Origin of the sequence: Apilactobacillus quenuiae (genome assembly GCF_002994005.1) — a bacterium.
Taxonomy (GTDB): domain Bacteria; phylum Bacillota; class Bacilli; order Lactobacillales; family Lactobacillaceae; genus Apilactobacillus; species Apilactobacillus quenuiae.
This window is the reverse complement of the sequence record NZ_POSN01000002.1, coordinates 93,835-118,097: the sequence shown is the minus strand read 5'-3', so window position 1 is coordinate 118,097 and position 24,263 is coordinate 93,835. Positions and strand designations below refer to the sequence as shown.

Here is a 24,263-nt window from a genome sequence, read left to right as displayed (position 1 = left end):
TTTAATCTTCATTTTTAATAATATAATTTTTAAAGCGGTTCATTTGTGAAGCAGGCATTTCGGCTTTTATCTTAGTTCCTTCAGCAAGATAGTCAGTCGCTAATACATTCGCACTATTATTTAAGTAATTTATAATTTCACCTTTATCAAATGGAATCATGAATTCAGCAGTAGTGTAATTAGAATAACTATTATCTTTAATTACTTTAACTAATTCATCAATAGAGTCATCTTCATTAGATGAAATAATTAGATCATCCCCCACACGTTCAGGGCGTTTTTCATTAGCGAGATCTGCTTTATTGAATACTGTAATCATTGGGACATTTTCGACGCCAATTTCTTTTAAAGTCTTTTTAGTAGTTTCCATCATTAATGTTTTATTTTCATCAGATTCATCAACTACTTGTATTAATAAATTAGCATTAGCAGCTTCTGATAAAGTTGAACGAAAGGCCTGTACCAATTGATGGGGCAATTTGCTAACAAAGCCGACCGTATCAGAAAGTAACATATTTTTATTATCGGGGAAGGTTATTTTTCTGACGCTAGTATTTAACGTAGCGAATAACATATTTTTAACCATTACTTGTTTTTCTACATTTTCACCATAGCGACTTACTAGTTTGTTCATAATAGTTGATTTGCCAGCGTTAGTGTATCCAACTAAAGCAACCGTTGGAATATTAGTTGAATCACGTTGCTTACGTTGAGTCTTATCTGATTTTTGAATTGCTTTTAATTCATTTTTAATATGAGTGACGTCTCTTTCAATTGCACGACGATTTAATTCGATTTGAGATTCACCAGAACCACGATTGGTAAATCCACCGCCACCTTGTTGGTCTAATCTCTGACTGGCACTGGTATGCAATCTAGGTAATTGATATTCTAATTTAGCTAATTGTACCTGCAATTTAGCTTCATGAGTTTGTGCACGATCGCCAAAAATTTCTAAAATTAATCCTGTACGGTCGATAACTTTAGTATTAGTTTTTTTCTCTAAGTTTCTTAATTGACTAGGTGATAGTTCATCATTCACGATAATCATATCAGCATTGTAATCAATGATATCGGTTGCTAATTCTTCGACTTTGCCTTTACCAAAGTAGGTCGCTGAGTCGGGATGATCTAACTTTTGTACTAATGTAGTAGTTACTTCGATATTGTTAGCGTTTGCTAAGGCTGTTAGTTCATCCATTGAATAATCGAACTCTTCATTGTCTAAATTTAATCCGATTGTAATTGCAGTTGTTTGCTTTTTATCCACTCGATCATCCTCCTTGATTTGCTATATTATAACATTTTTATACACTAATTAATTTGGTTATGATAAATTTACAAAATATTATGTAAATATATAGTTACTAATAGATCAATTGATTGTCACTAAAAGTTACATGGAAATAAGCCTTCATTGAAAAATTAAAATAAAATTATAAACATATTTTTTATGTTAACTTTAATAATTTCAATAGATTAACTGTAATTAAAATGTATAGCATATAAATGTTTAATTTATGATGATTTTTATTATGTAATCTTAAAGCAACTAATATAAAATATAATCAATCTTATGTTAGGTTAAGTAACATAAAAACGATAAAAATACGTAAAATTAAAATTAAATTAGAAAATGTCTTGCTTTTAATTATAAAGTAATGTTAATATTTTATTAATCCTTTTAAAAGAAGTTTAATCTATTTCGCGAATAGGTGTATGTAATTGGGGGTAAGGATATTATGAAGTTAAGATCTATGTTAGAAGTTGGTGCTGTTGGAGCAGCATCAGCATTCTTATTGGTCGCTTGTGGTAATAACAGCGGCAAAGAATCAAGTAGTAAGTTAATACAATGGCAACAATCAGCTAACTTAACTACTCTGGATGCATCAAAGGTTACAGATAATACAGCTTTTGGTACATTGAACAATAGTAATGAAGGATTATTAATGTCTGGTGAAAATAATACAGTTAAACCAGGTGTTGCTGAAAGCTATAAGGTTTCAAAAGATGGGAAAACATATACATTTAATTTGAGACACTCTAAGTGGAGTAATGGGGAACCAGTTACTGCCAAAGATTTTGTTTATGGTTGGCAACGCACAGTAAATCCAAAAACCGCTTCTCAATACTCATACTTATTCGATCATGTTAAAAATGCAACCGAAATTGGTAAAAACAAAGCACCACTTTCTTCTTTAGGTGTTAAAGCAGATGGTGATTATAAATTAGTTGTAAGTTTGACCAAACCTCAAACATACTTTAAATACTTAGTTGCAATGGCACCATTTTATCCACAAAGTGAAGCAGTGGTTAATAAATATGGTAATTCATATGGAACTAACAGCAATAATATGATTTATAATGGTCCATTCAAGGTAACTGGTTGGACTGGTACAAATGATAGTTGGAAGTTAGTTAAGAACAATGATTACTGGAATGCTAAGAATATTAAATTTGATGGTGTTAAGTTTAATGTTCAAAAAGATCCAAACACTGCTTTGAATCAATATCAAACTGGTGGTTTAGATATCGATACACTTTCTGGTAAACAACAGGTGAATGAATTTAAAAATAGTAAAGAATTACACAGTGCTAAAGGTGCAACCACTTTTTACATTGAAATGAATGAAAAAAACAATCCAGTATTTAAGAATGCTGACATTAGAAAAGCTATTTCATTAGCTATCGATCGTAAACAATTTACCCAAGATGTTTTAGGTGATGGTTCAACTCCAGCGGTTGGATACGTTGCTCCAGGAATGTCTAAACATAATGGTAAAGACTTTACAGATGATGCTGGAACTAAAGAAGGCGTTAGCTACAATTTGGCAGAAGCTAAGAAGCTATTCGCTAAAGGTTTAAAAGAAACTGGCAAAAAATCTGTAAATGTTTCAATGCTATCTGATGATACTTCTGCTGGTAAAAACACAACAGAATATTTACAAACTGCATTAGAAAAGATACCTAATTTAAAGGTTACTGCACAAAATATTCCATTTAAATCAAGATTAAGCCGTTCACAAAATGGTCAATTTGATATGGTAGTAAGTGCATGGGGCGCTGATTTTCCAGACCCAATTTCATTCTTATCATTATTTACAAGTGATGGTTCATATAATAATGGAAAATGGAGCAATAAAGAATATGACACTTTAGTACAAAATGCTGAAGGTAAAGATGCTAATAATGCTGGTAAGCGTTGGGATGATCTTGTCAAAGCTGAAAAGGTATTGATGTCAGACCAAGGAATTATTCCTATCTATCATCAAGTAACCCCAAGAGTTATTAAACCAAGAGTTCAAGGAATTCAATTCTTCCCAACAGGTTCACCATATAATCTTAGAGATATAACTTTATCAAATAAATAGTACACAAGTTATTTGAGATATTATCAATAGATAGACTATAATAGGAGATAAGTTAAATGCTTACTGTATTTTATAGCAGGTGTTTAACTTTTTTCCGTACATATTAAACATAGTTTAGTATAAAAACTAAAAAGATTGTGAGGAGTCATTATGGTAAGATATCTGGCAAAACGAATATTTTATTTAATCTTGACATTATTTATTGTAACGACAGTTACTTTCTTCCTTATGAAGATAATGCCAGGGACACCATTAACTAATGAAGCGAAGCTATCGCCTTCAGAAAGAAATATGGTTTTACAACAATATGGTTTAAATAAACCGGTATGGCAACAATATATTAGTTATATTGTGAATGCTGTACATGGTAATTTTGGAACATCATTCCAATTTAGTGACCAACAGGTTTCTTACTTAATTTCTAGTCGTGTTGGACCATCATTATTACTAGGTCTACAAGCAATTATTGTAGGAGTTTTGGCAGGAATTGTGGTTGGATCATTAGGAGCCATTAAAAAGGGAACATGGATAGACACAACAACTACTATTGTTTCAATTCTAGGAATTTCAATTCCTTCATTCGTTCTTTCAATCTTATTACAATACTTTGTTGCATTGAAATGGGGTTGGCTACCAATTGCTGGTTGGAGCGGATTTGCTTATACGATTCTGCCAACGCTGGCGTTAGCAGCAATGCCATTTGCTGAATCAGCTCGATTCGTTAGGACTGAAATGGTTGATGTTTTAAGTGCTGATTACATTGAATTAGCTCGTGCTAAAGGTTTAAGTAAATTTGGTATTATTTACCATCATGCTTTAAGAAATAGTTTGATCCCATTGGTAACAATCGTTGGACCACTAGCTGTTAATATCATGACAGGTTCACTTGTTGTTGAAAATATTTTTGCCATTCCTGGAATTGGTGAACAATTCGTTAACTCAGTTGTAACTAATGACTACCCAACTATTATGGGACTAACAATTATGTACTGCTTTATGTTATGTGTGGTACTACTAATAACCGATATTATTTATGGATTAATTGATCCAAGAATCAGAATTACAGGAAAGAGGGGTTAAAACATGGCAGATAAAGAACAAGAATTACCAAAAGATGCTTTTGAACCTTTATCAGATGGTTCTCATCTAGATAATGAAAAAATTGCTGCTCCTTCGTTAACTTTCTTAAGAGATTCTTGGCGTCGTTTGAAGAAAAATAAAGCGGCAATGGTTTCATTGATTATTTTAGTTTTATTATTTGTAGTTGCCTTTGGATCAGCATTGGTACCATCAATGAATAACGTTTCTACTAATCCAAATCTTAATAATTTACCACCACGTATTCCCGGAATTGATATTCCTGGATTTAATGGAATTTTAGTTCAAGGTGGGCAAAGAGTTAATGCTTATACAGGTGCTGCTGCTAATCATTATTTCTGGTTTGGTAGTGACTATTTAGGTCGTGACTTATTAGCTAGAACATTGTATGGTACTAGAATTTCATTAATCATTGCAGTTGTAGCAACTTTCTTTGATTTAACCATTGGGGTTGCTTATGGAATCATTTCCGGCTGGATGGGCGGAAAAGTTGATACTATAATGCAAAGAATTATTGAAATTATGCTATCAATTCCAAACTTGGTTGTTATGATTTTGTTACTACTAATCTTACATCCAGGAATTCCTGCTATTATTATTGCAATTGCCTTTACTAGTTGGATTAACATGGCACGTTTAGTTCGTGCTCAAACATTGGAATTAAAAAATCAAGAATTTGTGTTAGCTGCTAGATCATTAGGTGAAAGTTCAGTTAAGATTTCATTTAAGCATCTATTACCTAACTTAACTAGTGTTATTATCATTAATACTATGTTCACAATTCCAAGCGCTATTTTCTTCGAAGCATTCCTATCATTTATCGGAATTGGAGTTCCAGCTCCAGCTGCTTCATTAGGTACTTTAATTAGTAATGGTCAAAAATCATTCCAATTCTTACCATATCAAATGTGGGTTCCCGCAGTTGTGCTATCAGTATTAATGATTGCATTTAACATTTTAGGTGATGGATTGCGTGATGCATTTGATCCAAAATCAAGAGAGTAGGTGACATAGAATGGAAAACAAAGATGATATCCTAGAAGTTAGAAATTTAACTATTAATTTCAAAACTTATGCAGGTAAAGTTCAAGCCATTCGTGACATTAGTTTTGATTTAAAGAAAGGTGAAACCTTAGCAATTGTTGGTGAATCCGGTTCTGGTAAATCAGTTACTACTCGTAGTATTATGGGTTTGAATGCACCTAACGCTGAAATTGCTGGCGGTAGCATTAAGTTTAAAGATGAAGAAATTTTAGATAAAAATGAAAAACAATTAAGTAAAATTCGTGGTAAAAGCATTGCTGAAATTTTCCAAGATCCAATGACTTCATTGGATCCAACTATGAAAGTTGGTAAGCAAGTTGCTGAACCTTTACGTATTCATCAAGGAATGAGTAAAGAAAAAGCCATGGAAAAAGCATTAGAAATTATGCAATTAGTTGGAATTACTAATGCTAAAGAAAGAATCAATGATTATCCATATCAATTTTCTGGTGGGATGAGACAAAGAATTGTAATCGCAATTGCTTTAGTTAATTATCCACAAGTATTAATTGCTGATGAACCAACCACTGCCTTGGATGTTACCATTCAAGCTAAGATTCTTCATTTAATGAAGGAACTGCAAACCAAGATTAATACTTCCATTATCTTTATCACTCATGATTTGGGTGTAGTTGCAGGGATGGCTGATCGGGTTGCAGTTATGTACGCTGGAAAAATTGTTGAATATGGTACTGTTGATGAAATCTTCTACAATGCTAAGCATCCATATACATGGGGATTACTAGGTTCAATGCCTACCCTTGATACTGATGTTGATGTATTACCATCAATTCCAGGAACACCACCTGATTTGTTGGATCCACCAGTTGGGGATGCTTTTGCTGCTAGAAATAAATATGCACTTAAGATTGATACATTAAAACAACCACCATTCTTTAAAGTTTCAAATACTCACTATGCAGCAACTTGGTTATTAGATGATCGTGCACCAAAGGTCACCCCACCAGCTGACATTGTTAAGAGACAAGAACACTTTAAAGCAACACATAATAATTAATAATTAGGTGGTGAAATCATGTTAGAAGAAAATGCTCCCAAGATTCTAGAAGTTGAGGGACTAAAACAATATTTTAATGTTGGTAAAGCAGATGAAGTAAAGGCTGTTGACAATATTTCATTCAATGTTTATAAGGGTGAAACTTTTGGCTTAGTTGGTGAATCTGGTTCTGGTAAAACCACTACTGGTCGTGCAATTAGCCATTTGTACGAACCAACAGCTGGAAAAATTATTTTTGATGGTAAAGATGTTTCTAAATTAAGACATAAAGCACAAAAGCAACAATTTAGAAGCGATATTCAAACTATCTTCCAAGATCCATATGCTTCTTTAAACCCTCGTATGAAGGTTGAAGATATCATTGCTGAAGGAATTGATATTAATCATTTAGCTAAGGATAAAGAAGATCGTAAACGTCAAGTTGAAGATTTATTGGAAACTGTTGGATTAAACAAGGAACATGCTAACCGTTATCCTCATGAATTCTCAGGTGGACAAAGACAACGGATTGGGATTGCTCGTGCCTTGGCAGTAAAACCTAAATTCATTATTGCTGATGAACCAATTTCTGCATTGGATGTTTCAATTCAAGCACAAGTAGTTAATTTATTGAAGGATTTACAAAAAGAACGTAAATTAACTTACTTATTCATTGCCCATGATTTATCAATGGTTAAGTATATTAGTGATCGAATTGGTGTTATGCACTATGGTCGGATGTTAGAAATTGCAGATGCTGATGAACTTTATGCAAATCCATTACATGATTATACAAGAAGTTTATTATCAGCAGTTCCAGTTCCAGACCCAGAATATGAACGTACTCGTCAAACTGTTGATTACGATGCAAGTAAAGAAGATGATGGCAAGGATCGCAAGTTAGTTGAAATTGCACCTCGTCATTATGTTCGTGCATCTGATGATGAAATTGATATGTATAAAAAACGCTTGAAAAAATAGTTAGTATCATAAAAAAGACCCGTTATCATTTTGATAACGGGTCTTTTTTATTGATTTATTTATTATACATTTTCATCAGTACGATTATAATATTGTACTTTGATGTTTGTGCCATCTGGTTCAGCAGTTAATTTAGAAACACTACCATTTAAAATTGATTCAGAAACATCAATGCTACTATCAGCAAATTGGTCAATTGCCCATCTAATGATAGTACCATGAGCAGCAATTAAAACATTTTCGCCATCTTTAGCATTTTGAATAGCATTCTTTAATCCAGGCATAAAACGAGCACGAATATCACTATCAGTTTCAGCATCACCATAAGGATCAGCTTCAGCAATTAAGTCAGCAGTGCCACCCATACCTAGTTTATCAATCATTTCACCATAGCTACCCATACCTTTAGGGCCACCAATTTGGTGCCAAGCTTGTTCACTATCATTTCCTTCAAAATAACCAAAGTTTTCTTCACGAAATGCAGTGTCCATAATCGGTTCTTCAAGTGATGAAGGATTTTGTTTCAAAATATATTTACCAGTGTCATATGCACGTGGCATATCACTTGAGTAAGCATGGTCAAATTTAATTTTACTTAATCTTTTACCAGCATCTACAGCGTCAGCAACTCCTTTAACAGTTAGTGGAGCATTAGCTGATCCTTGAATACGGAAGTATTTGTTTAAATAAGTTTGTCCATGACGTACTAGATAAATATTGATCATAAAAAAACCTCCTATTTTTTCATAAGTCTCTATCAACACTGATTTTATCATATAAATTCATACTAATAAAAAGATGACCCTCAGTGTAAAAACTTTGTTTTGTTTCTTATTTGTGCTAAAATTATTAATCAACTTTTGAATGGAGGAAATGTCTAGATGACTGACTCAATTAGAAAATATGAAACTAAACATTTAAAAAACGTCTTAGGAAAAATAGGCGTTGCTAAAACCGAAGCGGCACAAAAAATTAATCGTGCTGAAAAAGATGAAAGTGCAATTAATAAAAACTTTTATAATGATGTTCGTTTAAAAACAAATACTTATAGTGGGATGATGGAAACTTCAGTTTCGATTCGTCAACAACAACAAATGCTTGAAGAACGTGAGAATAGTTGGAAACATGCGACCAAAGAATATGATAAGTTAAATAAAATGGAACGACGTCCATACTTTGCACGTTTGGACTTTGAAGAGGCTGGAGAAGACCAACCAGAAACTATTTATATTGGATTAGGTTCTTTTGCCGATAGTCCTGATCATTATTTGATTTATGATTGGCGTGCACCAATTTCAAGTATTTATTATGATAGTAAGATTGGTAAATTAACTTATAATACCCCAATGGGTCCCCAAGAAGTTAATGTAACGTTGAAACGTCAATTTCAAATTAAAGATGGTAAGATTGATACTATTTTTGATACTGACCAAGTAGTTGGAGATCAAATGTTACTAGATAATTTAAATGGTAAATCTAGTACTAAGATGAAGAGTATTGTTACTACCATTCAAGCAGAACAAAATAAGATTATCCGTGATACTGATTCAGACTTATTATTTGTCCAAGGAGCTGCTGGTTCTGGTAAAACAGCCGCTGTTTTACAAAGAATTGCTTTCTTGCTATATCAATATCGTGGTAAGTTACATTCTGGTCAAGTAATCCTATTTTCACCGAACCAATTGTTTAATGATTACATTAATCAAGTGTTACCTGAATTAGGGGAACAAAATATGGTGCAAATGACCTATTATCAATACAGTAGTTTGCGTGTTCCACATATGAATGTTGAAACACTATCTGAACGATTTGAAGAAGATAATTCTGAAGATGGTCAAGTTCGCAAAATTAATAATCTTAAGAACAGTTTAGATTACTTTAAAGCAGTCACAGCTTATGCTAATCATTTAAATACCGAAGATATGAAATTCAAGAACTTGAAGTTTAATGGTGAAATCTTTATTTCTCGTGAGAAGATTGCTGAAATCTACTATAGTTTTAATGAAAATTATAATTTGAGAAATCGCCTTTCCGCAACTAAAGAAAAACTTATTAAGATGTTAAATCGTCGTGTTAAAGCCGAAATGAAAACTGATTGGGTCGAACAAGCAGTTCAAGACTTAACGCGTGAACAAATTGAAGCAGTGCAAAGAACCCATCCAGATGAATTTGAAAATGCGGATAAAGAATTTAATTTCTTAGCTAAACATATTGTCATTGGGGCCTTTAGAAAAATTCGCAAACAAATTGTCCATGCACGTTTCTTAAGAATTAATAATCAATTTGTCCACATGCTAAGAAACATTCCTAATTTAGTTAATTTGAATGATTATGATTTAACTAAAGATGATTGGGAAAAGAGTGTTGATCATTCCATTGAACAAATGAAGTCTGGTGATATTTCAATCTCAGATGTATCAGCTTACTTGTATCTATTTGATAAGATTTCTGGTAAACGTGCCAAAACTGACATTAGATATCTATTCATTGACGAAGTGCAAGACTACACGGCCTTTCAAATGGCTTTCTTGAAATTCACATTTCCACGTGCTCGTTTCACATTATTAGGGGATTTGAATCAAGCTATCTTTACTCATGAAAATAGTCATAAATTATTAAAAGAGTTGGGAACAATGTTTGATCCTGAAAAGACCAATGTTGTGCAACTGACTAAATCATATCGTTCAACTGAACAAATCACTGACTTTACTAAACATCTGTTAGGTAATGGTGTCGAAATTGAATCCTTCGCGCGTGAAGGTGATAAACCGATGATTAATGTAGTTAATGATCAAAAAGCTGCCCTTAATAAATTAAATGATAAAATCAACGCTGATAAGCAAAAACATGATACCACCGCTATTATTGTGAAAACATTAGCGGATGCGGAATCATTATCCGAACGATTAAACCAAATAGACGTAAAAAATGCGCTTATTAGAACTGAAAACCAACGCTTGGCTACTGGGACATTAATTATTCCTTCATACCTTGCAAAAGGGCTAGAATTTGATTCTGTAGTGATGTGGGATGCTAGTGCTGAACAATATGGTGATGAAGCTGATCGTCAATTAGTTTATACAATCTGTACGCGTGCAATGCATGAATTAACGATTATTGCTGAAAAACAATTATCACCAATTTTTGATAACGTACCTAAAGAACTTTATGATTTACAATAATCCGGATTAGTAACAAGCAAAAAGAGCTTAACTAAGCAAGTTAGGCTCTTTTTTAATACACATAAATATAGAAATGTTATGATTAAAAGCAATTATTTATTTTATTGGAGGGATTGCTTTGGCAAATCCAATTAACTATTACACATTTAAAAAAGATGAGTGGAAAAATTTTTATCACACTCAATCAGTACCATTAACTAAAGAAAGTTTAAAACAAATCAAAGCTTTTAATGATCAAATTTCATTGCAAGATGTTAAAGATGTTTATATTCCAATTGTTCATTTATTAGATTTATGTACAAAGAACTTTAATGATTGGCAAAAAATTAAAACCCAATTTTTAGATAAAGAAAATCGCAAAGTACCATTTATTATCGGAATTTCTGGAAGTGTGGCTGTTGGTAAGTCGACCACGGCTCGTTTATTGGAAGTTTTACTAAGCCATTTCTTTCCTAAAAAGAAAGTACAGTTAATTACGACTGATGGTTTCTTATATAATACGAAAGAATTAGAACGTCGTGGGATTATGCAACAAAAGGGTTTTCCAGAAAGTTACGATATGAAAGCCTTAATTAACTTTTTAAATGAGGTTAAGTCAGGGCAACCTAATGTTAAATCACCAGTTTATTCGCATGAAGTCTATGATATTATTCCTAATCGTTATGATATTATTGACCGTCCAGATATTTTGATTATTGAGGGAATTAATACCCTCCAATTACCAAGTAATCAACAAATTTATGTTAGTGATTTCACTGATTTCTCAATTTATATTGATGCTGCTGATAATTTAATTGAAAAATGGTATTTAGATCGCTTTAAGAAGTTGATGGATACGGCTTTTCAAAACCCTTCAAACCATTATTATGAATTGGCGCACTCTAATCGTGAAAAAGCGGTCCAAATGGCTAAAGATGTTTGGCAATCAATTAATTTACCGAACCTAGAAGAAAATATTAAGCCCACTAGAACGAGGGCTGATTTAATTATTCATAAAGGTGAAGAACACCGGATTGACAATATTTTACTAAGAAAATACTAAGCAGCAAAATTTGACACAATCTTATCTTCTCGGTATGATTAAAAGCAATTTAGAAAAGGAGCGTGGATGGTTTGGCTGAAATGGACCTATCTTCATTTGATAAAATTTTGGTGCTTGATTTCGGTAGTCAATACAACCAACTAATTACTCGTCGTATTCGTGATTTTGGTGTATATTCCGAACTTAAGTCTCACAATATGTCAATTGAAGAGATTAAAGCTTTTAACCCTAAGGGAATTATCTTCTCTGGTGGGCCTAACAGTGTTTATGCTGATGATGCCTTGAAAGTTGATCCTAAAATTTTTGAAATGAATATTCCAATTCTAGGAATTTGCTATGGAATGCAATTAATGGCATATGACCTAGGTGGAGGAAAAGTTGACGGTGAAGATCATGGTCAGTATGGACATGCTGATATCGACATTACTTCTGATAATGCTGATTTATTTAAGGGCTTACCTAAAAATCAACCAGTTTGGATGAGTCATGGGGACCTTGTTAGAAAGGCTCCAGATGGCTTCGAAAATGTGGCTTCCGCAAAAGATTGTCCCATTACTGCAATGCAAGATACCGCTAGAAAGTTCTATGGAATTCAATTCCATGCTGAAGTTAGAAATACCAAATACGGTACTGACATCTTAAAGAACTTCGTGTTTAACGTTTGTGGCGCAGAAGCAAACTGGTCAATGAATGATTTTATTGACTTAAAGATTAAACAAATCAGAGAAGAAGTTGGCGACAAGAAAGTTATCCTTGGTTTATCCGGTGGGGTAGATTCAAGTGTAACTGGTGTCTTATTACACAAAGCGATTGGTGACCAATTAACTTGTATCTTTGTAGACCATGGGTTACTACGTAAGAACGAAGTTGAAGAAGTTATGGATAGTTTAAAAGGTAAATTTGGCTTGAATATTATCCAAGTGGATGCAAGTGATCGTTTCTTGGGTAAGTTGAAGGGGGTTTCTGATCCTGAGCAAAAGCGTAAGATTATCGGTAACGAATTTATTGAAGTGTTCAATGATGAAGCTCGTAAGCTAAAAGATATTGATTTCTTAGCACAAGGAACTCTATATACTGATGTAATTGAAAGTGGTACTGATACTGCTCAAACCATTAAATCTCATCATAATGTGGGTGGACTTCCTGAAGACATGCATTTTGAATTAATTGAACCAGTGCGTTCCTTATTCAAGGATGAAACTAGACACTTAGGTGAAGAAATGGGGATGCCAGCTAACTTGGTATGGCGTCAACCATTCCCAGGTCCTGGTCTAGGTATTCGTGTGATTGGTGAAATCACTCAAGAAAAACTACGTATCGTGCGCGACAGTGACTTTATTTTACGTAAAGAAATTGCTAAAGCAGGATTAGATACTGAAATTTGGCAATACTTCACAGTATTACCAGGATTCAAGAGTGTGGGGGTCATGGGTGATGAAAGAACTTATGACTATACTATCGCAATTCGTGCCGTGAACTCAATCGATGGAATGACTGCTGACTTTGCACAAATTCCATGGGATGTTTTATCAAACATTTCAACTAAGATTGCAAACGAAGTTGATGGCATTAACCGAGTAGTGTATGACATTACTAGTAAGCCACCTTCGACAATTGAATGGGAATAATGCTTTATTCCTAGTTAAAAGGCGTTATCCATTTTGGATAGCGTTTTTTAATTTGCCAAAAATATCTCTTAGAATTATGATTAAAGGTGTAAAAATTACATAACTCATAGGAGATAACATGAAAAAAATATTAACTGGAGGAATTGTTACTTTATTACTACTAGCCTTATTAGGCAGTTGTATGGGTGGCAAAGATTCCTCAAAAAAGAATAGTAATTCAGGTTCGGAAACAAGTTCTAGTTTACAAAGTAGTGATCATAGTTCACCGCATAGTGATAAACATGTTGCTAAAAAGCAAGCTAAGGCTACTAAACAACATGTTCAAAGTGATAATGAACTAGCTGATTTAAATTATACTTCTGGAAATCAAGCCTTTACTTATGTAAATGATGATCATGCTAATTTAAAGACTACTGATTGGAAGTACAATCATGTTATTTACAGTAATTTAGATAATTTAAATCGTACTTCAGCAGGGAATACTGCTTACTTAGAATCACGAAATGTTGCTAATGATAGTTTACGTTCCACTCAAGATGTTAAACCAACGGGTTGGCATCAAAAATTTATTAATAGTGAAGCCATCATTAATCGTGGTCATGAGATTGCTTATAGTTTATCTAAAGGCATTAGTGTAAATGGTAATTATGAACCTAGTGTACAATCTGGGGATCAAAATAATTTAAAGAATTTATTTACTCAAACTGCTTTTAGTAATCAAAAAGTACAAACCATTTATGAGAGTAAAGTTCGTGATGCTTTACGTGCCGGTAAAAAAGTTATTTATCAAGTTAAACCCATTTTTAAAGATAATGAACTAATGGCACGTGGTGTTCATCTGCAAGCTTTGTCTACGGATAAGACTTTGAATTTAAATGTATATTTATATAATGTGCAACCAGGAATTCAATTTAACTACGCGGATGGAACTTCTAAGATTGATCATAATATGAATGTACCAACTCCATCAGGTGCACCTAGTTTTAGTGAACATCGTAATTATAATGGTGAACACTATCATCGCCATCATTATGTTAGGGATGCTGTGATTGCTGGAGCAGCTCATCACTATATTAAACGTCACTATCAAAGAAAATATGAACGCCATTATTATCATCCATATCATCGTCATTTTTATGGATATCATAGACGCCATCATCTATTTTAAATAGTAAAAGCAGTCCTTTTTTTAATAAGGGCTGCTTTTTATTACTTTTTATATTAATGTTTATTTATGGTAATATCAGATTGCAACATTTTTAAATTAAGGAGCTTTATGCAATATACAAAGAAATTAATAATTCAATTCTTTATTTTATTTTTACCATTATACTCAATCATTGATGGTTTAATTGAATTAGCACATGATAGTTTATTTCATCCTGACGTGGTAGTTTTATTTGGAGTATTAGTAATTGGAATTATTAGCTTAATAAATATCATTATTTTTATTAATAAATTAATCTCATTAGGATGGCATAATATGCCAATATATTACAAAATAATGTTTGTATTTCATTTAATTTTGTTTATACCTAGTTTTATTGTTTGGTTGTCATTCTTTGAAATTGTTCCATTTAATTTTGAAAACTTCATTTATTATTTGGTTCATGTTTAGAATGTACTTAATTGTATATAATATGTTCTATAACTAATTCAATGGAGAGCTTATATGAATTATAAAGACAAATTATGGATACAAGGATTAATTTTATTTATTCCATTATTTATGATTATTGATGGAATGATTGAAATGGCAAAAGATGATATTTATCATCCCGATACATTTGTATTATTTGGGTTGCTAATCATGGGTGTTATTAGTTTAATTAGCGTTTTACTATCTGTCGTGAAAATTATTAGTTATGGCTGGCGTAGTATATCTACATATGATAAATGCTACTTTATTTTTTATCTGCTTTGGTTAATTCCAACCACTATTTTATGGTTATTTTTTTTAACATTATGCCAATTTCATTATTTAATTTTTAAATCAAGCATTGTCTCTTTAGACGATGCTTTTTTGTTGTTATATAATTAATGTAAATCTTTGATATGAGGAGATGAATTTAAGCATGACGCCAACAGAATTCCACAAGATTTATGATTCATTAAATCAATATGGCAAGTCAGCATTAAATTCTATCACTGATGAAAAGTCCGATTATCGAACCCATTCACATGATATTATTTATAAACGTTTCTATATTAATGCTCACGATATTGGAGAGATTTACCATTACACTAGTATTGGGGCATTAAAAAATATTGTTAAAACTAAATTATTTTATGTTGGATATATTCATTCAATGAATGATCCATTGGAAGTGCGTTATACGTATCGGGTTGCGATTGAATATTTAAAACAATTAAATGCAACTAAAAATGAAATTGTTGCGTTTGTTAATGATTATCAGCATAATAATTTTGATAGTTATGTTTGGAGCTTTTCGCCTAATCGTAATTCACAAGCATTAGGTAATTATGGGGATGTAGCATTAGGTTTTGATAGTCAAAAAATTCAACAAAAATTATCTGATCAATATACTTCACCTGATTTTAAACACATGGGTGAGGGATATGGCTATGTATTTCCGCTAAAAGTTGAATATAATCGAAAAACACATAAAGAATTTATTATGCCCATTATCAAAGAATGGCTCGATGCCTATCGTGGCTTAAGAGGAGTATGGAATTCGGTAGCTATTGATATTCGCAAAAAATGTTTAAGTTCATTATTCTTACTATCATTATGTTTTAAACGCCAAATTTTATGGCAAGAAGAAGAGTTAAGGTACGTAATTGTTAAACCTAAGCGTGATAATGTTGATTCATCAACCCTCATTAGTAATCGACCTATTTCACTAGCGAGAATTAATCCCAACATCTTACGTGAAGTCGTGCTAAGTCGTCAATCTGAATATCGTAAAAAAGAGGTCAAAGATGTATTAAATGAAAATGGTTTTTCAAAAACTAAAGTTAAGATTACTGATTTACCTTATTGAAAATATTAAATAGTATTTTTATTAATATTTATATATTATGATTATAAATATAATTTGATTTAAAAAGGAGCATTTAAATATTAATAAGAATATTTACGAAACCCCAATTGTAGGTTTATTGTTAGCGATGAATTCAGGTGCCATTGATGCATATACTTTTTTGCAACATGGGGAAGTCTTTGTTGGCTTACAAACTGGAAATTTTATTTTGTTTGGCATTAGTTTAAGTAAGCTAGCATGGTGGCAATCGCTTCGTTACTTATTTTCAATTTTAATGTTTGCTTTAGGAGTAGTTTTTATTAAGCATTTACAGGCTAGTCGATATAAAGAACATAATATTAAAAGAATTATTTTAATCATTGATGTAATTTTATTAGTTATCGTAGGGATTTTAGCAAATATACTTTCTGACATTGTTATTGTAGGTTTACTAGCAATTGCAGCTGCAGCTCAATTTCAAGAATTTAAATTGATGAATGGCAATCCATTTAATCCATTAATGATGACCGGCAATTTAAGAAAATTGTTGGATAACTTTTATTCATTTTTACGATTTAAAAATGTTAAATCAAGGAGCATATCAATTGATACATTTTTAATTTTATTTTGTTTTATATTGGGATCATTAATGATGGGATTATTAACTAATATTTTGGACGAATATGCTATTTTCATGAATGTAATTATTGTTTTAATTGTTTTATTATTTACTAATCAAAAAGTTATAAAATAGTTATTTTATTAAAGTAATGTATGAGTGTTATAACTAGAAGATATATAGATGTTATCATTAATCCAATTACATATAATTTGGAGTGATATTATTGTTTTTTCATATATTAGGATTTATGTTTTTTATTCTTCTTATTTGTTTTGCATTGTACTCTAGAAAAAACGAAAAAATAAGAAAAAAAAGAATGAATCAAATAATTAATTCTTTTCAAGAGGAAGATAGAAAAAGATTGTTAGAATATCTTAGTTCACAAAGGCGTTCATCTATTTTAGGAATGACTGTTGGAATGATTATTGGTATATATATAGCTATTATTACTTTTTCTAGTTCTGATAAGTTACCCGTATATTTTATCTGTATTATCTTGGTATTTTTTATATTAGTTTTAGATGTAATTTTAATAATACTAAGTATTCATTTTAAAAATCATAATAAATTTATGGGCATCCATTTGGATAAAATGTATAAAAGAAATAAAATATATAATTTGTATCCATATCTCGCATGGATAATATTTCATGCTTATTTGATATCGACATGCTATTCTATCTATATTATGTATAAATAATACTTTTATTTTAATTAAATATTTAGGGGTGTGAAAAATGGAAAAGTATGTATTTCAACCAACTTCAATAGATCAATTAAAAGCTAACTATGATGTAGTAATTGTTGGTTCGGGTTCAACTGGATTAGTTACTGCGATTCAAGCCTATGAATTAGGCTTAAAACCAGTTATTTTAGAAAAAATGGATAAACTAGGTGGTAATTCAACACGTGCATCTTCTGGGATGAATGCTGCTGAAACAGAAACACAATTAAAACATCATATTATTGATAGTTTTAAAGCGTTTTATAATGACACCTTTATTGGCGGTGATAAGCAGAACAATCCTGAGATGTTAGATTATTTTACTAGTCATTCAGCATTGTCTGTCGATTGGTTAGCTGATCATGGAATTGATTTAGATGATTTAACGATTACTGGTGGTATGCATACTAGAAGAACTCATCGCCCTAGCTCTGGAGCACCCATTGGGGCATTTCTAGTTACTAATTTTTTGAAAATTGTTGAAAAAGATGAGATTCCAGTTTTCAATAATATTGATGTAGATGCAATTTTAAAGAATGATAATGAAGTAACTGGCGTTCACGTTAAGTTATCAGATGGCGCTAGGAAAGATATTCATGCTAAGGCAGTTGTCTTAGCAACTGGCGGCTTTGGTGCTAGTAAAAGAATCATTGGTAAATATCGCAGTGATTTAACCCATTATCGAACTACTAATCAACCCGGAGCAACTGGCGATGGATTGAAGTTAGCTACTGATGCTGGAGCCGGATTAGTGGATATGGATAAAATTCAAGTTCATCCGACCGTCCAACAAGATAATGATCATGCTTTCTTGATTGGTGAAGCCGTGCGTGGTGAAGGTGCAATTTTAATTGATCAAAAGGGGCATCGTTTTGTAAATGAATTAGATACTCGTAAGAATGTTACAGCTGCAATTAATCAATTACCTGAAAAATCAGCAGATTTAATTTTAAATCAGGGCATTCGTGACCATGTTGGAGCAATTAATTTTTATGATTCTATTGGTTTAGTTATTCATGGAGATTCTATTAGTGATTTAGCTAAAAATATTAAAGTAGATGCTGATGAATTAAAAGCTACTTTGGATAAATGGAATCAATCAGTGAACGTTAAACATGATGCTGAATTTAATCGTACAACTGGAATGAATCGCGATATCAGTGCAGGGCCCTATTTTGCTATTCATATTGCACCAGCAGTTCATTACACAATGGGTGGCATTAAAGTGAATGCTAAAACTCAAGTCCTGAATGCAAATAATCAACCAGTGCATGGATTATTTGCTGGTGGTGAAGTTGCTGGTGGTCTACATGGTGATAATCGAATTGGTGGTAATTCCATTGCTGAAACTGTTATCTTTGGTCGTCAAGCTGGTCAACAAGTGTTTAAATATATTGAAGATAAATAAAAGGAGCTTATTTTGAAAAATAATATTGCTAAATTACTTATATTAATTGGATTAATGATACCTTTATTTAACGTTACACATATTAATGCTGATCAGTCATCGTATTTAAATAGTGTATCTATTAATCAGGATGTTAAAACTTATAAAAATCCAGCATCTAATATTAATGATCTCTATGATTTCTTTTATGTTAAGAACAAGAGTAGTTATGATCAGGAAAAACAGGTCGCTAATAAAAAACTAGATGAAGTTTTAAATTATCTGAATCATTTCCAATTTACACAAAGTCGGGCTCAATCTATTTTAAATGAAATTGTTTTTAATCATTCTGATGTTGTTAAACAAAAAGTAAATAGTTATGAAGATTTAATTAACCTTGTTAGAAAGGACTTAATCGATCCTTCATCAGTGCAGTTAAAGCCATTAAAAAAAGTTTCATCTTATCAATTTTCAGCCAAAAAATGGGAAACTGGATATGTTAATCCAGATTTTGCATATAAGTCATTGCATGTTGAAGCCTATGATGATGGTGATTATGATTGGTATAATATGAATATTCCTATTTATAAAAGTATATACAAATTAAATCATGATGATGCTCATTATAAACATGCAGATAATTATATTTATGCAACTCAGACTAAAAATAAAAAGAGCTTAGGATTTATTAATACCAGTAAACTTAAAATTAAAAAATATAATTCAAATATTTTTATGATAAAGATTAATAATCATGTTTATTATGTTCCTAAGAAGGTAAAAGTTTTATTTTTTAAGCGTACAGTTTTTGAGAAGTATAATACGCATGTAGATAATAAGGGCAATATTCTTTCATTATATTCTGCTTCTGAAAATAACTTAGGTAAAAAAATTATAATAAACAATAATGCTAAATTTCCTAAAAATAAAATATTATATTGGGTTGGAGCATTAGGATATAAGGATTATGGAAATAGATATCATTCTATTAGTAAAAAAGATCAGTTTGATTGGCAAATTGATGGATATTAATTACAGGAGGATTTCTTTTATTCAATCTAGAATTAGTTTTTTACGAATTATCTGTATCATTTGGAATTCTTTATATGGACTGGTAATGGCTTTATTTCTTCCAGTAAGTTACTTTTCATTATTTTCTTTTATGAATAAACCAATTCCTGATGCGGTTATATTACTCAGAAACTTGGTGTTTTTAGTTGGTCTAATTGGTTCCTTAATTCACTATTTATTATTTAATCAAGGAAAACACAATGGTTATCGATTAAAAGGTGCTTATTGGGAAATGTTAGTTAATCTTATTCCTGGAATTTATGGACTAATGTTAATGTTTAGAATGGAAACATATTTACCAATAGTTCTTATGGGTATTTTAATTATTCCAATTGTGACAGCATTTTTTTCTTTTTGGAATTTATCATCTATAACTAAAATAAGAAAATTTTAAAAGAATATTTAACAAAAAGCATTGTCTTTTGGGCAATGCTTTTTGTCTGCTACAATAATTTTAGGAGATGAATTACATATGCATAGCGGAGAATTAGCTGAATGGGTAGCTGCTGTAGCTGAGTCATTATCAGTTGTAGTAGCACTATTCTTACCATACTATAATAGTCATAAAGAAAAGAAATTAAAACGTCGTAATGTAAAAATTGTTATTAAGAAAATGACTGAAAGAGCCATTCAAGGTGATAAAGATGGAGTTGAACATCTACGTTCAATGTTAACTAACTTATTCTTTAATAATTTAGATTCCCGGCTAGAGGATATTATTGATTCTGGTCAACAAATTTATGAAATATTGAATAATAATGATCATCCCACAAAAGATGAAATTCAAAGAATCAAGGATTTATTAAACCAAATCGATAAAAAATAATTAAAGTGCTGAGACATAATCGGCACTTTTTTAGCATAAATTTATGAAAGGAAAAATTTTAATGGAGAATAAAAATGTTTTACCTACCCAAATTGAGGTTCGTGGTGGAAATGTGCATAACTTAAAAAATATTGATGTGGATATTCCATTAAACCAATTTGTCGCTATTTCAGGCCCATCTGGTTCTGGGAAAAGTTCACTTGCAATGGGGATTTTGTACGCTGAAGGTTCGAGAAGATATTTAGAAGCATTATCTACATATACTAGGCGTCGAATTGGGCAAAGTGCTCATACTAATGTCCGTGAAGTTCGGCATATTCCATCAGCGATTGCTTTAAAACAACGGCCTAATGTACCTTCTGAACGTTCAACAGTCGGGTCAATGAGCGAAATATTTAATATAGTAAGATTGATTTTTTCACGTTTAGGATCACCTGTTTGTCCCAATGGACATCGAGTTGCTCCCAGTTTAAAAATTGCTCAGTCAATGGATTTACCCAATGATGGTCAAAGTGGGATGGGGATGATTAAATGCCCAACTTGTGGAGTTCAATTTATGGCAAAGTCTGCAGAAAATTTTGCATTTAACTCTGGTGGGGCATGCCCCAAATGTGAAGGTACAGGTCAAGTTAGTTCACTAGATCCAGATACAATTATAGAAGACGAAAATGAATCGATTGAAGATGGTGCGATTGCACCATGGCATTTACCCGGTCGTAATTTTATGTCCTCAATTGCCCAATCATTGGGGGTTCGACTTGATGTACCATACAAAGATTTAACTGATAAAGAAAAACAGATTGTTTTACATGGTGAAAAGAAAAAATATCCTGTCGATTTTCATACTTCAACTGGCAGGGTATTTCATTCCGATAATGCTGTATATGAAAATGCATATGCATCAGTATATGATTCAATGAACAATGCTAAAAGTTCAAGAGCAATCAATCGCATTAGTAAATTTTTTCATTTTTCAACTTGTCCAATTTGTCATGGTTCACGTTTGAATCCAGAATTGTTAAATCAATTAGTTGCTGATAAAAACATTGCCGAAGTTTCTGATTTAACATTGGGTGAATTAGAGCATTGGCAAAAATCAACTAAGCAATCATTACCGGATAATATGCAACATATGGCTGATATCTTATTTGAAAGTTTAGATGATAATTTGAATCCATTACTAGAACTAGGCTTAGATTACTTAACCCTTTCTAGAAGTGGTAATACTTTATCAACTGGTGAATTACAAAGAATTCAATTGGCCAAAACTTTGCGAACAGAAACAACGGGCGTTTTATATGTATTAGACGAACCTTCAGTCGGATTACATCCTGATAATATTAAAGGCCTGATTCATATTTTTCGGGCATTAATTGCCCAAGGAAATTCATTAGTAGTGGTTGACCATGAAGTGAATATTATTAGTGCAGCTGATTGGGTAATTGAAATTGGACCTGGTTCCGGTGATGAAGGTGGTAATGTGATTGCACAAGGTACACCTAAACAGTTAACACATAACCAAAAATCATTAATTGGTCCATTTATCGATGGTAAAGCTGATATTATGCATGTTAAAGTACCATCAAATGCTAATTGTTCTGATACCAACATCAAAATAAATAATTATTATAATTTGCATAATGTGCAAGCAACTATTCCTAGTGGTCAAATTACCGCAGTTACTGGATTTTCTGGTGCTGGGAAAACTAGTCTAATTTTAAATAGTCTAGTGCCAGCTATTCGCGAATATCAGCATGGTAAGTTACCTAAACAAGTAGCTAGTTTAACGACCGGAATTAAAAATATTGTGAGTGTTGATGCTAAACCTGTTGGTAAAAATGAACGTTCAACTTTAGCTACTTACACGACTATCATGGATCACTTACGCCATATGTTTGCCCGGTTACCAGCTGCTAAAGATAAGCATTATGGCATTGGTGCGTTTTCTTATAATAATAAGCAGGGGGCTTGTCCTACTTGTGGTGGTTTAGGTAATATTCATTTAGATGTTCAATATTTACCAGACATTGAAGAAGTTTGTCCCACTTGTCATGGTGATCGTTTTAATTCTAATATTCAAGAAATAAAATGGCATGGATATAGTATTGTTGATTTATTAAAATTATCAGTAAAAGATGCGTTACCAATTTTCAAAAATGTCCCATCAATTGAAGGTCAATTACAAATTCTTGATGAAATTGGGCTGAATTATTTACATTTAGGAGAAAGTACACCCAGTTTATCTGGTGGGGAAGCGCAACGTTTAAAGTTAGTTAAACATTTGAGCAATAATCAAAGTGATACGATGTTTGTATTTGATGAACCCTCAGTTGGTCTACATCCAATCGATGTCCAAACGTTAATCGGTGTTATTAATCAATTGAAACAAAAGGGTGCGACGATTGTTTTAATTACCCATGATTTAGATTTAATGACTAATGCTGATTATATGATTGATTTAGGACCTAAGGGCGGTAACTTTGGTGGTGAAATCATGGCTACTGGAAGACCTAACGAATTAATTAAGAGTCCTAATAGTCTGACTTTGAGATATTTAAATAATCATTTTAAAAAGTTTAATTTATAAAAAAATACATCCCTAATTATTTGACTTAGGGATGTATTTTTTATTTGTTTTCATAGTACTCAATATTACGATTATTGATTGATTGACATTTACGATTATTATTACCAAATTGTTTAGCAAACCAATCAACTTGATTTTGACTAACTGTTATTTGACTATTGGTTATAATTACCCACTCTACATTTTCTGTTAATGGTGGAGTAGTAAGTGATCCAGAATAATGAAATCCATTAGCTAAGTTAGGAATCCATTCCGTGAGATTAATTGAAACATCAATTTCTTCATTAGGGACAAAGTTATTAATAATTTCTTGGATTGATGCATTAGCATTACCTATTTGTACTAATAATGCGACAACTACAGTTTGTCCAATATTATTTTTGTGAACTAAATGAATTTCAAAAGGAGCAACTTTACCATTTATAGTGTGTTCAGCGGGAGTATGAAAGTGAATTTGTTGAAAGCTAAATTCACGATTAAAAACAGTAGCGTTACCCATCCCATTTAATCTAATCGTAGTTCCATCATCAATCTCATTATTTAACTGGTAGAATTCATCTACACTGATTGGTAAAAATTCTTTATATTTATTTTGATTATCGATTGATAAATTAATCGGTGATTGCATTTTACCAAAATTATTTGGCCAATTTTCTTGATCATTATAATTTAACATCTTATGTCTTCTTTCTATAATTTTGAAATTTAGCAGTCTATCC

The 24,263-nt window shown here is 31.8% G+C and carries 21 protein-coding genes and 1 pseudogene; 19 read left to right on the top strand and 3 right to left on the bottom strand.

What is annotated here, in order from left to right; all coding sequences use genetic code 11:
* Position 1: 1 nt before the first annotated feature.
* The gene (gene hflX / locus C7N44_RS03020) at positions 2–1,270 is read right to left on the bottom strand and encodes a GTPase HflX (protein WP_105956425.1); all 1,269 of its coding nucleotides are present in this window, start codon (positions 1,268–1,270) and stop codon (positions 2–4) included.
* 472 nt (positions 1,271–1,742) lie between these two features.
* Here hflX and C7N44_RS03015 point away from each other — a divergent pair, with 472 nt between their 5' ends.
* From C7N44_RS03015 to C7N44_RS02995, 5 genes are all read left to right on the top strand, one after another.
* Positions 1,743–3,371 (top strand): peptide ABC transporter substrate-binding protein, encoded by a 1,629-nt coding sequence (locus tag C7N44_RS03015; protein WP_105956424.1) that lies wholly within the window; start codon positions 1,743–1,745, stop codon positions 3,369–3,371.
* 150 nt (positions 3,372–3,521) lie between these two features.
* Positions 3,522–4,451: an oligopeptide ABC transporter permease gene (opp3b, locus tag C7N44_RS03010; RefSeq protein WP_105956423.1), complete on the top strand. Its 930-nt coding sequence runs from the start codon at positions 3,522–3,524 to the stop codon at positions 4,449–4,451.
* A 3-nt stretch (positions 4,452–4,454) separates the two neighbouring features.
* Positions 4,455–5,474, top strand: coding sequence for an ABC transporter permease (locus C7N44_RS03005; protein ID WP_105956422.1), 1,020 nt, complete (start codon positions 4,455–4,457; stop codon positions 5,472–5,474).
* A 10-nt stretch (positions 5,475–5,484) separates the two neighbouring features.
* Positions 5,485–6,531 (top strand): ABC transporter ATP-binding protein, encoded by a 1,047-nt coding sequence (locus tag C7N44_RS03000; protein ID WP_105956421.1) that lies wholly within the window; start codon positions 5,485–5,487, stop codon positions 6,529–6,531.
* An 18-nt stretch (positions 6,532–6,549) separates the two neighbouring features.
* On the top strand, positions 6,550–7,491 hold the full coding sequence (locus C7N44_RS02995; RefSeq protein WP_105956420.1) for an ABC transporter ATP-binding protein: 942 nt from the start codon (positions 6,550–6,552) through the stop codon (positions 7,489–7,491).
* A gap of 62 nt (positions 7,492–7,553) precedes the next feature.
* Here the strand turns inward: C7N44_RS02995 and C7N44_RS02990 are convergent, their stop codons facing one another.
* Positions 7,554–8,216: a histidine phosphatase family protein gene (locus C7N44_RS02990; RefSeq protein ID WP_105956419.1), complete on the bottom strand. Its 663-nt coding sequence runs from the start codon at positions 8,214–8,216 to the stop codon at positions 7,554–7,556.
* 156 nt (positions 8,217–8,372) lie between these two features.
* Between C7N44_RS02990 and helD the strand changes: the two genes are divergently transcribed.
* From helD to C7N44_RS02920, 14 genes and pseudogenes are all read left to right on the top strand, one after another.
* On the top strand, positions 8,373–10,673 hold the full coding sequence (gene helD / locus C7N44_RS02985; protein ID WP_105956418.1) for an RNA polymerase recycling motor HelD: 2,301 nt from the start codon (positions 8,373–8,375) through the stop codon (positions 10,671–10,673).
* A 118-nt stretch (positions 10,674–10,791) separates the two neighbouring features.
* On the top strand, positions 10,792–11,715 hold the full coding sequence (gene coaA, locus C7N44_RS02980; RefSeq protein ID WP_105956417.1) for a type I pantothenate kinase: 924 nt from the start codon (positions 10,792–10,794) through the stop codon (positions 11,713–11,715).
* Positions 11,716–11,795: 80 nt separating this feature from the next.
* Positions 11,796–13,343, top strand: coding sequence for a glutamine-hydrolyzing GMP synthase (gene guaA / locus C7N44_RS02975; protein WP_105956645.1), 1,548 nt, complete (start codon positions 11,796–11,798; stop codon positions 13,341–13,343).
* Positions 13,344–13,461: 118 nt separating this feature from the next.
* Positions 13,462–14,304 (top strand): annotated as a pseudogene (locus C7N44_RS08110) (DNA/RNA non-specific endonuclease); the annotation flags it as partial.
* Between the two features lie 315 nt (positions 14,305–14,619).
* Positions 14,620–14,961, top strand: a complete 342-nt coding sequence (locus tag C7N44_RS02965; protein WP_105956416.1) for a hypothetical protein — start codon at positions 14,620–14,622, stop codon at positions 14,959–14,961.
* Positions 14,962–15,015: 54 nt separating this feature from the next.
* Positions 15,016–15,384, top strand: coding sequence for a hypothetical protein (locus C7N44_RS02960; RefSeq protein ID WP_105956415.1), 369 nt, complete (start codon positions 15,016–15,018; stop codon positions 15,382–15,384).
* A 34-nt stretch (positions 15,385–15,418) separates the two neighbouring features.
* The gene (locus C7N44_RS02955) at positions 15,419–16,348 is read left to right on the top strand and encodes a hypothetical protein (protein ID WP_105956414.1); all 930 of its coding nucleotides are present in this window, start codon (positions 15,419–15,421) and stop codon (positions 16,346–16,348) included.
* A gap of 118 nt (positions 16,349–16,466) precedes the next feature.
* Entirely contained in the window at positions 16,467–17,081 is a 615-nt protein-coding gene (locus C7N44_RS02950) for a YoaK family protein (protein WP_167387281.1), read from the top strand.
* 184 nt (positions 17,082–17,265) lie between these two features.
* Positions 17,266–17,649, top strand: coding sequence for a hypothetical protein (locus tag C7N44_RS02945; RefSeq protein WP_157945023.1), 384 nt, complete (start codon positions 17,266–17,268; stop codon positions 17,647–17,649).
* A 37-nt stretch (positions 17,650–17,686) separates the two neighbouring features.
* The gene (locus tag C7N44_RS02940) at positions 17,687–19,081 is read left to right on the top strand and encodes a flavocytochrome c (RefSeq protein WP_105956411.1); all 1,395 of its coding nucleotides are present in this window, start codon (positions 17,687–17,689) and stop codon (positions 19,079–19,081) included.
* 12 nt (positions 19,082–19,093) lie between these two features.
* Entirely contained in the window at positions 19,094–20,092 is a 999-nt protein-coding gene (locus C7N44_RS02935) for a hypothetical protein (protein WP_105956410.1), read from the top strand.
* Entirely contained in the window at positions 20,028–20,525 is a 498-nt protein-coding gene (locus C7N44_RS02930; RefSeq protein WP_105956409.1) for a hypothetical protein, read from the top strand. Before C7N44_RS02935 ends, C7N44_RS02930 begins: the two co-directional genes overlap by 65 nt.
* Positions 20,526–20,603: 78 nt before the next feature.
* On the top strand, positions 20,604–20,957 hold the full coding sequence (locus tag C7N44_RS02925; RefSeq protein ID WP_105956408.1) for a hypothetical protein: 354 nt from the start codon (positions 20,604–20,606) through the stop codon (positions 20,955–20,957).
* A gap of 61 nt (positions 20,958–21,018) precedes the next feature.
* A complete protein-coding gene (locus C7N44_RS02920) occupies positions 21,019–23,544 on the top strand; it encodes an ATP-binding cassette domain-containing protein (RefSeq protein WP_105956407.1) in 2,526 nt (841 codons plus the stop codon).
* A gap of 40 nt (positions 23,545–23,584) precedes the next feature.
* On the opposite strand, the gene C7N44_RS02915 is transcribed toward C7N44_RS02920, so the two are convergent.
* Positions 23,585–24,220: a carbonic anhydrase family protein gene (locus C7N44_RS02915; RefSeq protein WP_105956406.1), complete on the bottom strand. Its 636-nt coding sequence runs from the start codon at positions 24,218–24,220 to the stop codon at positions 23,585–23,587.
* Positions 24,221–24,263 lie beyond the last annotated feature (43 nt).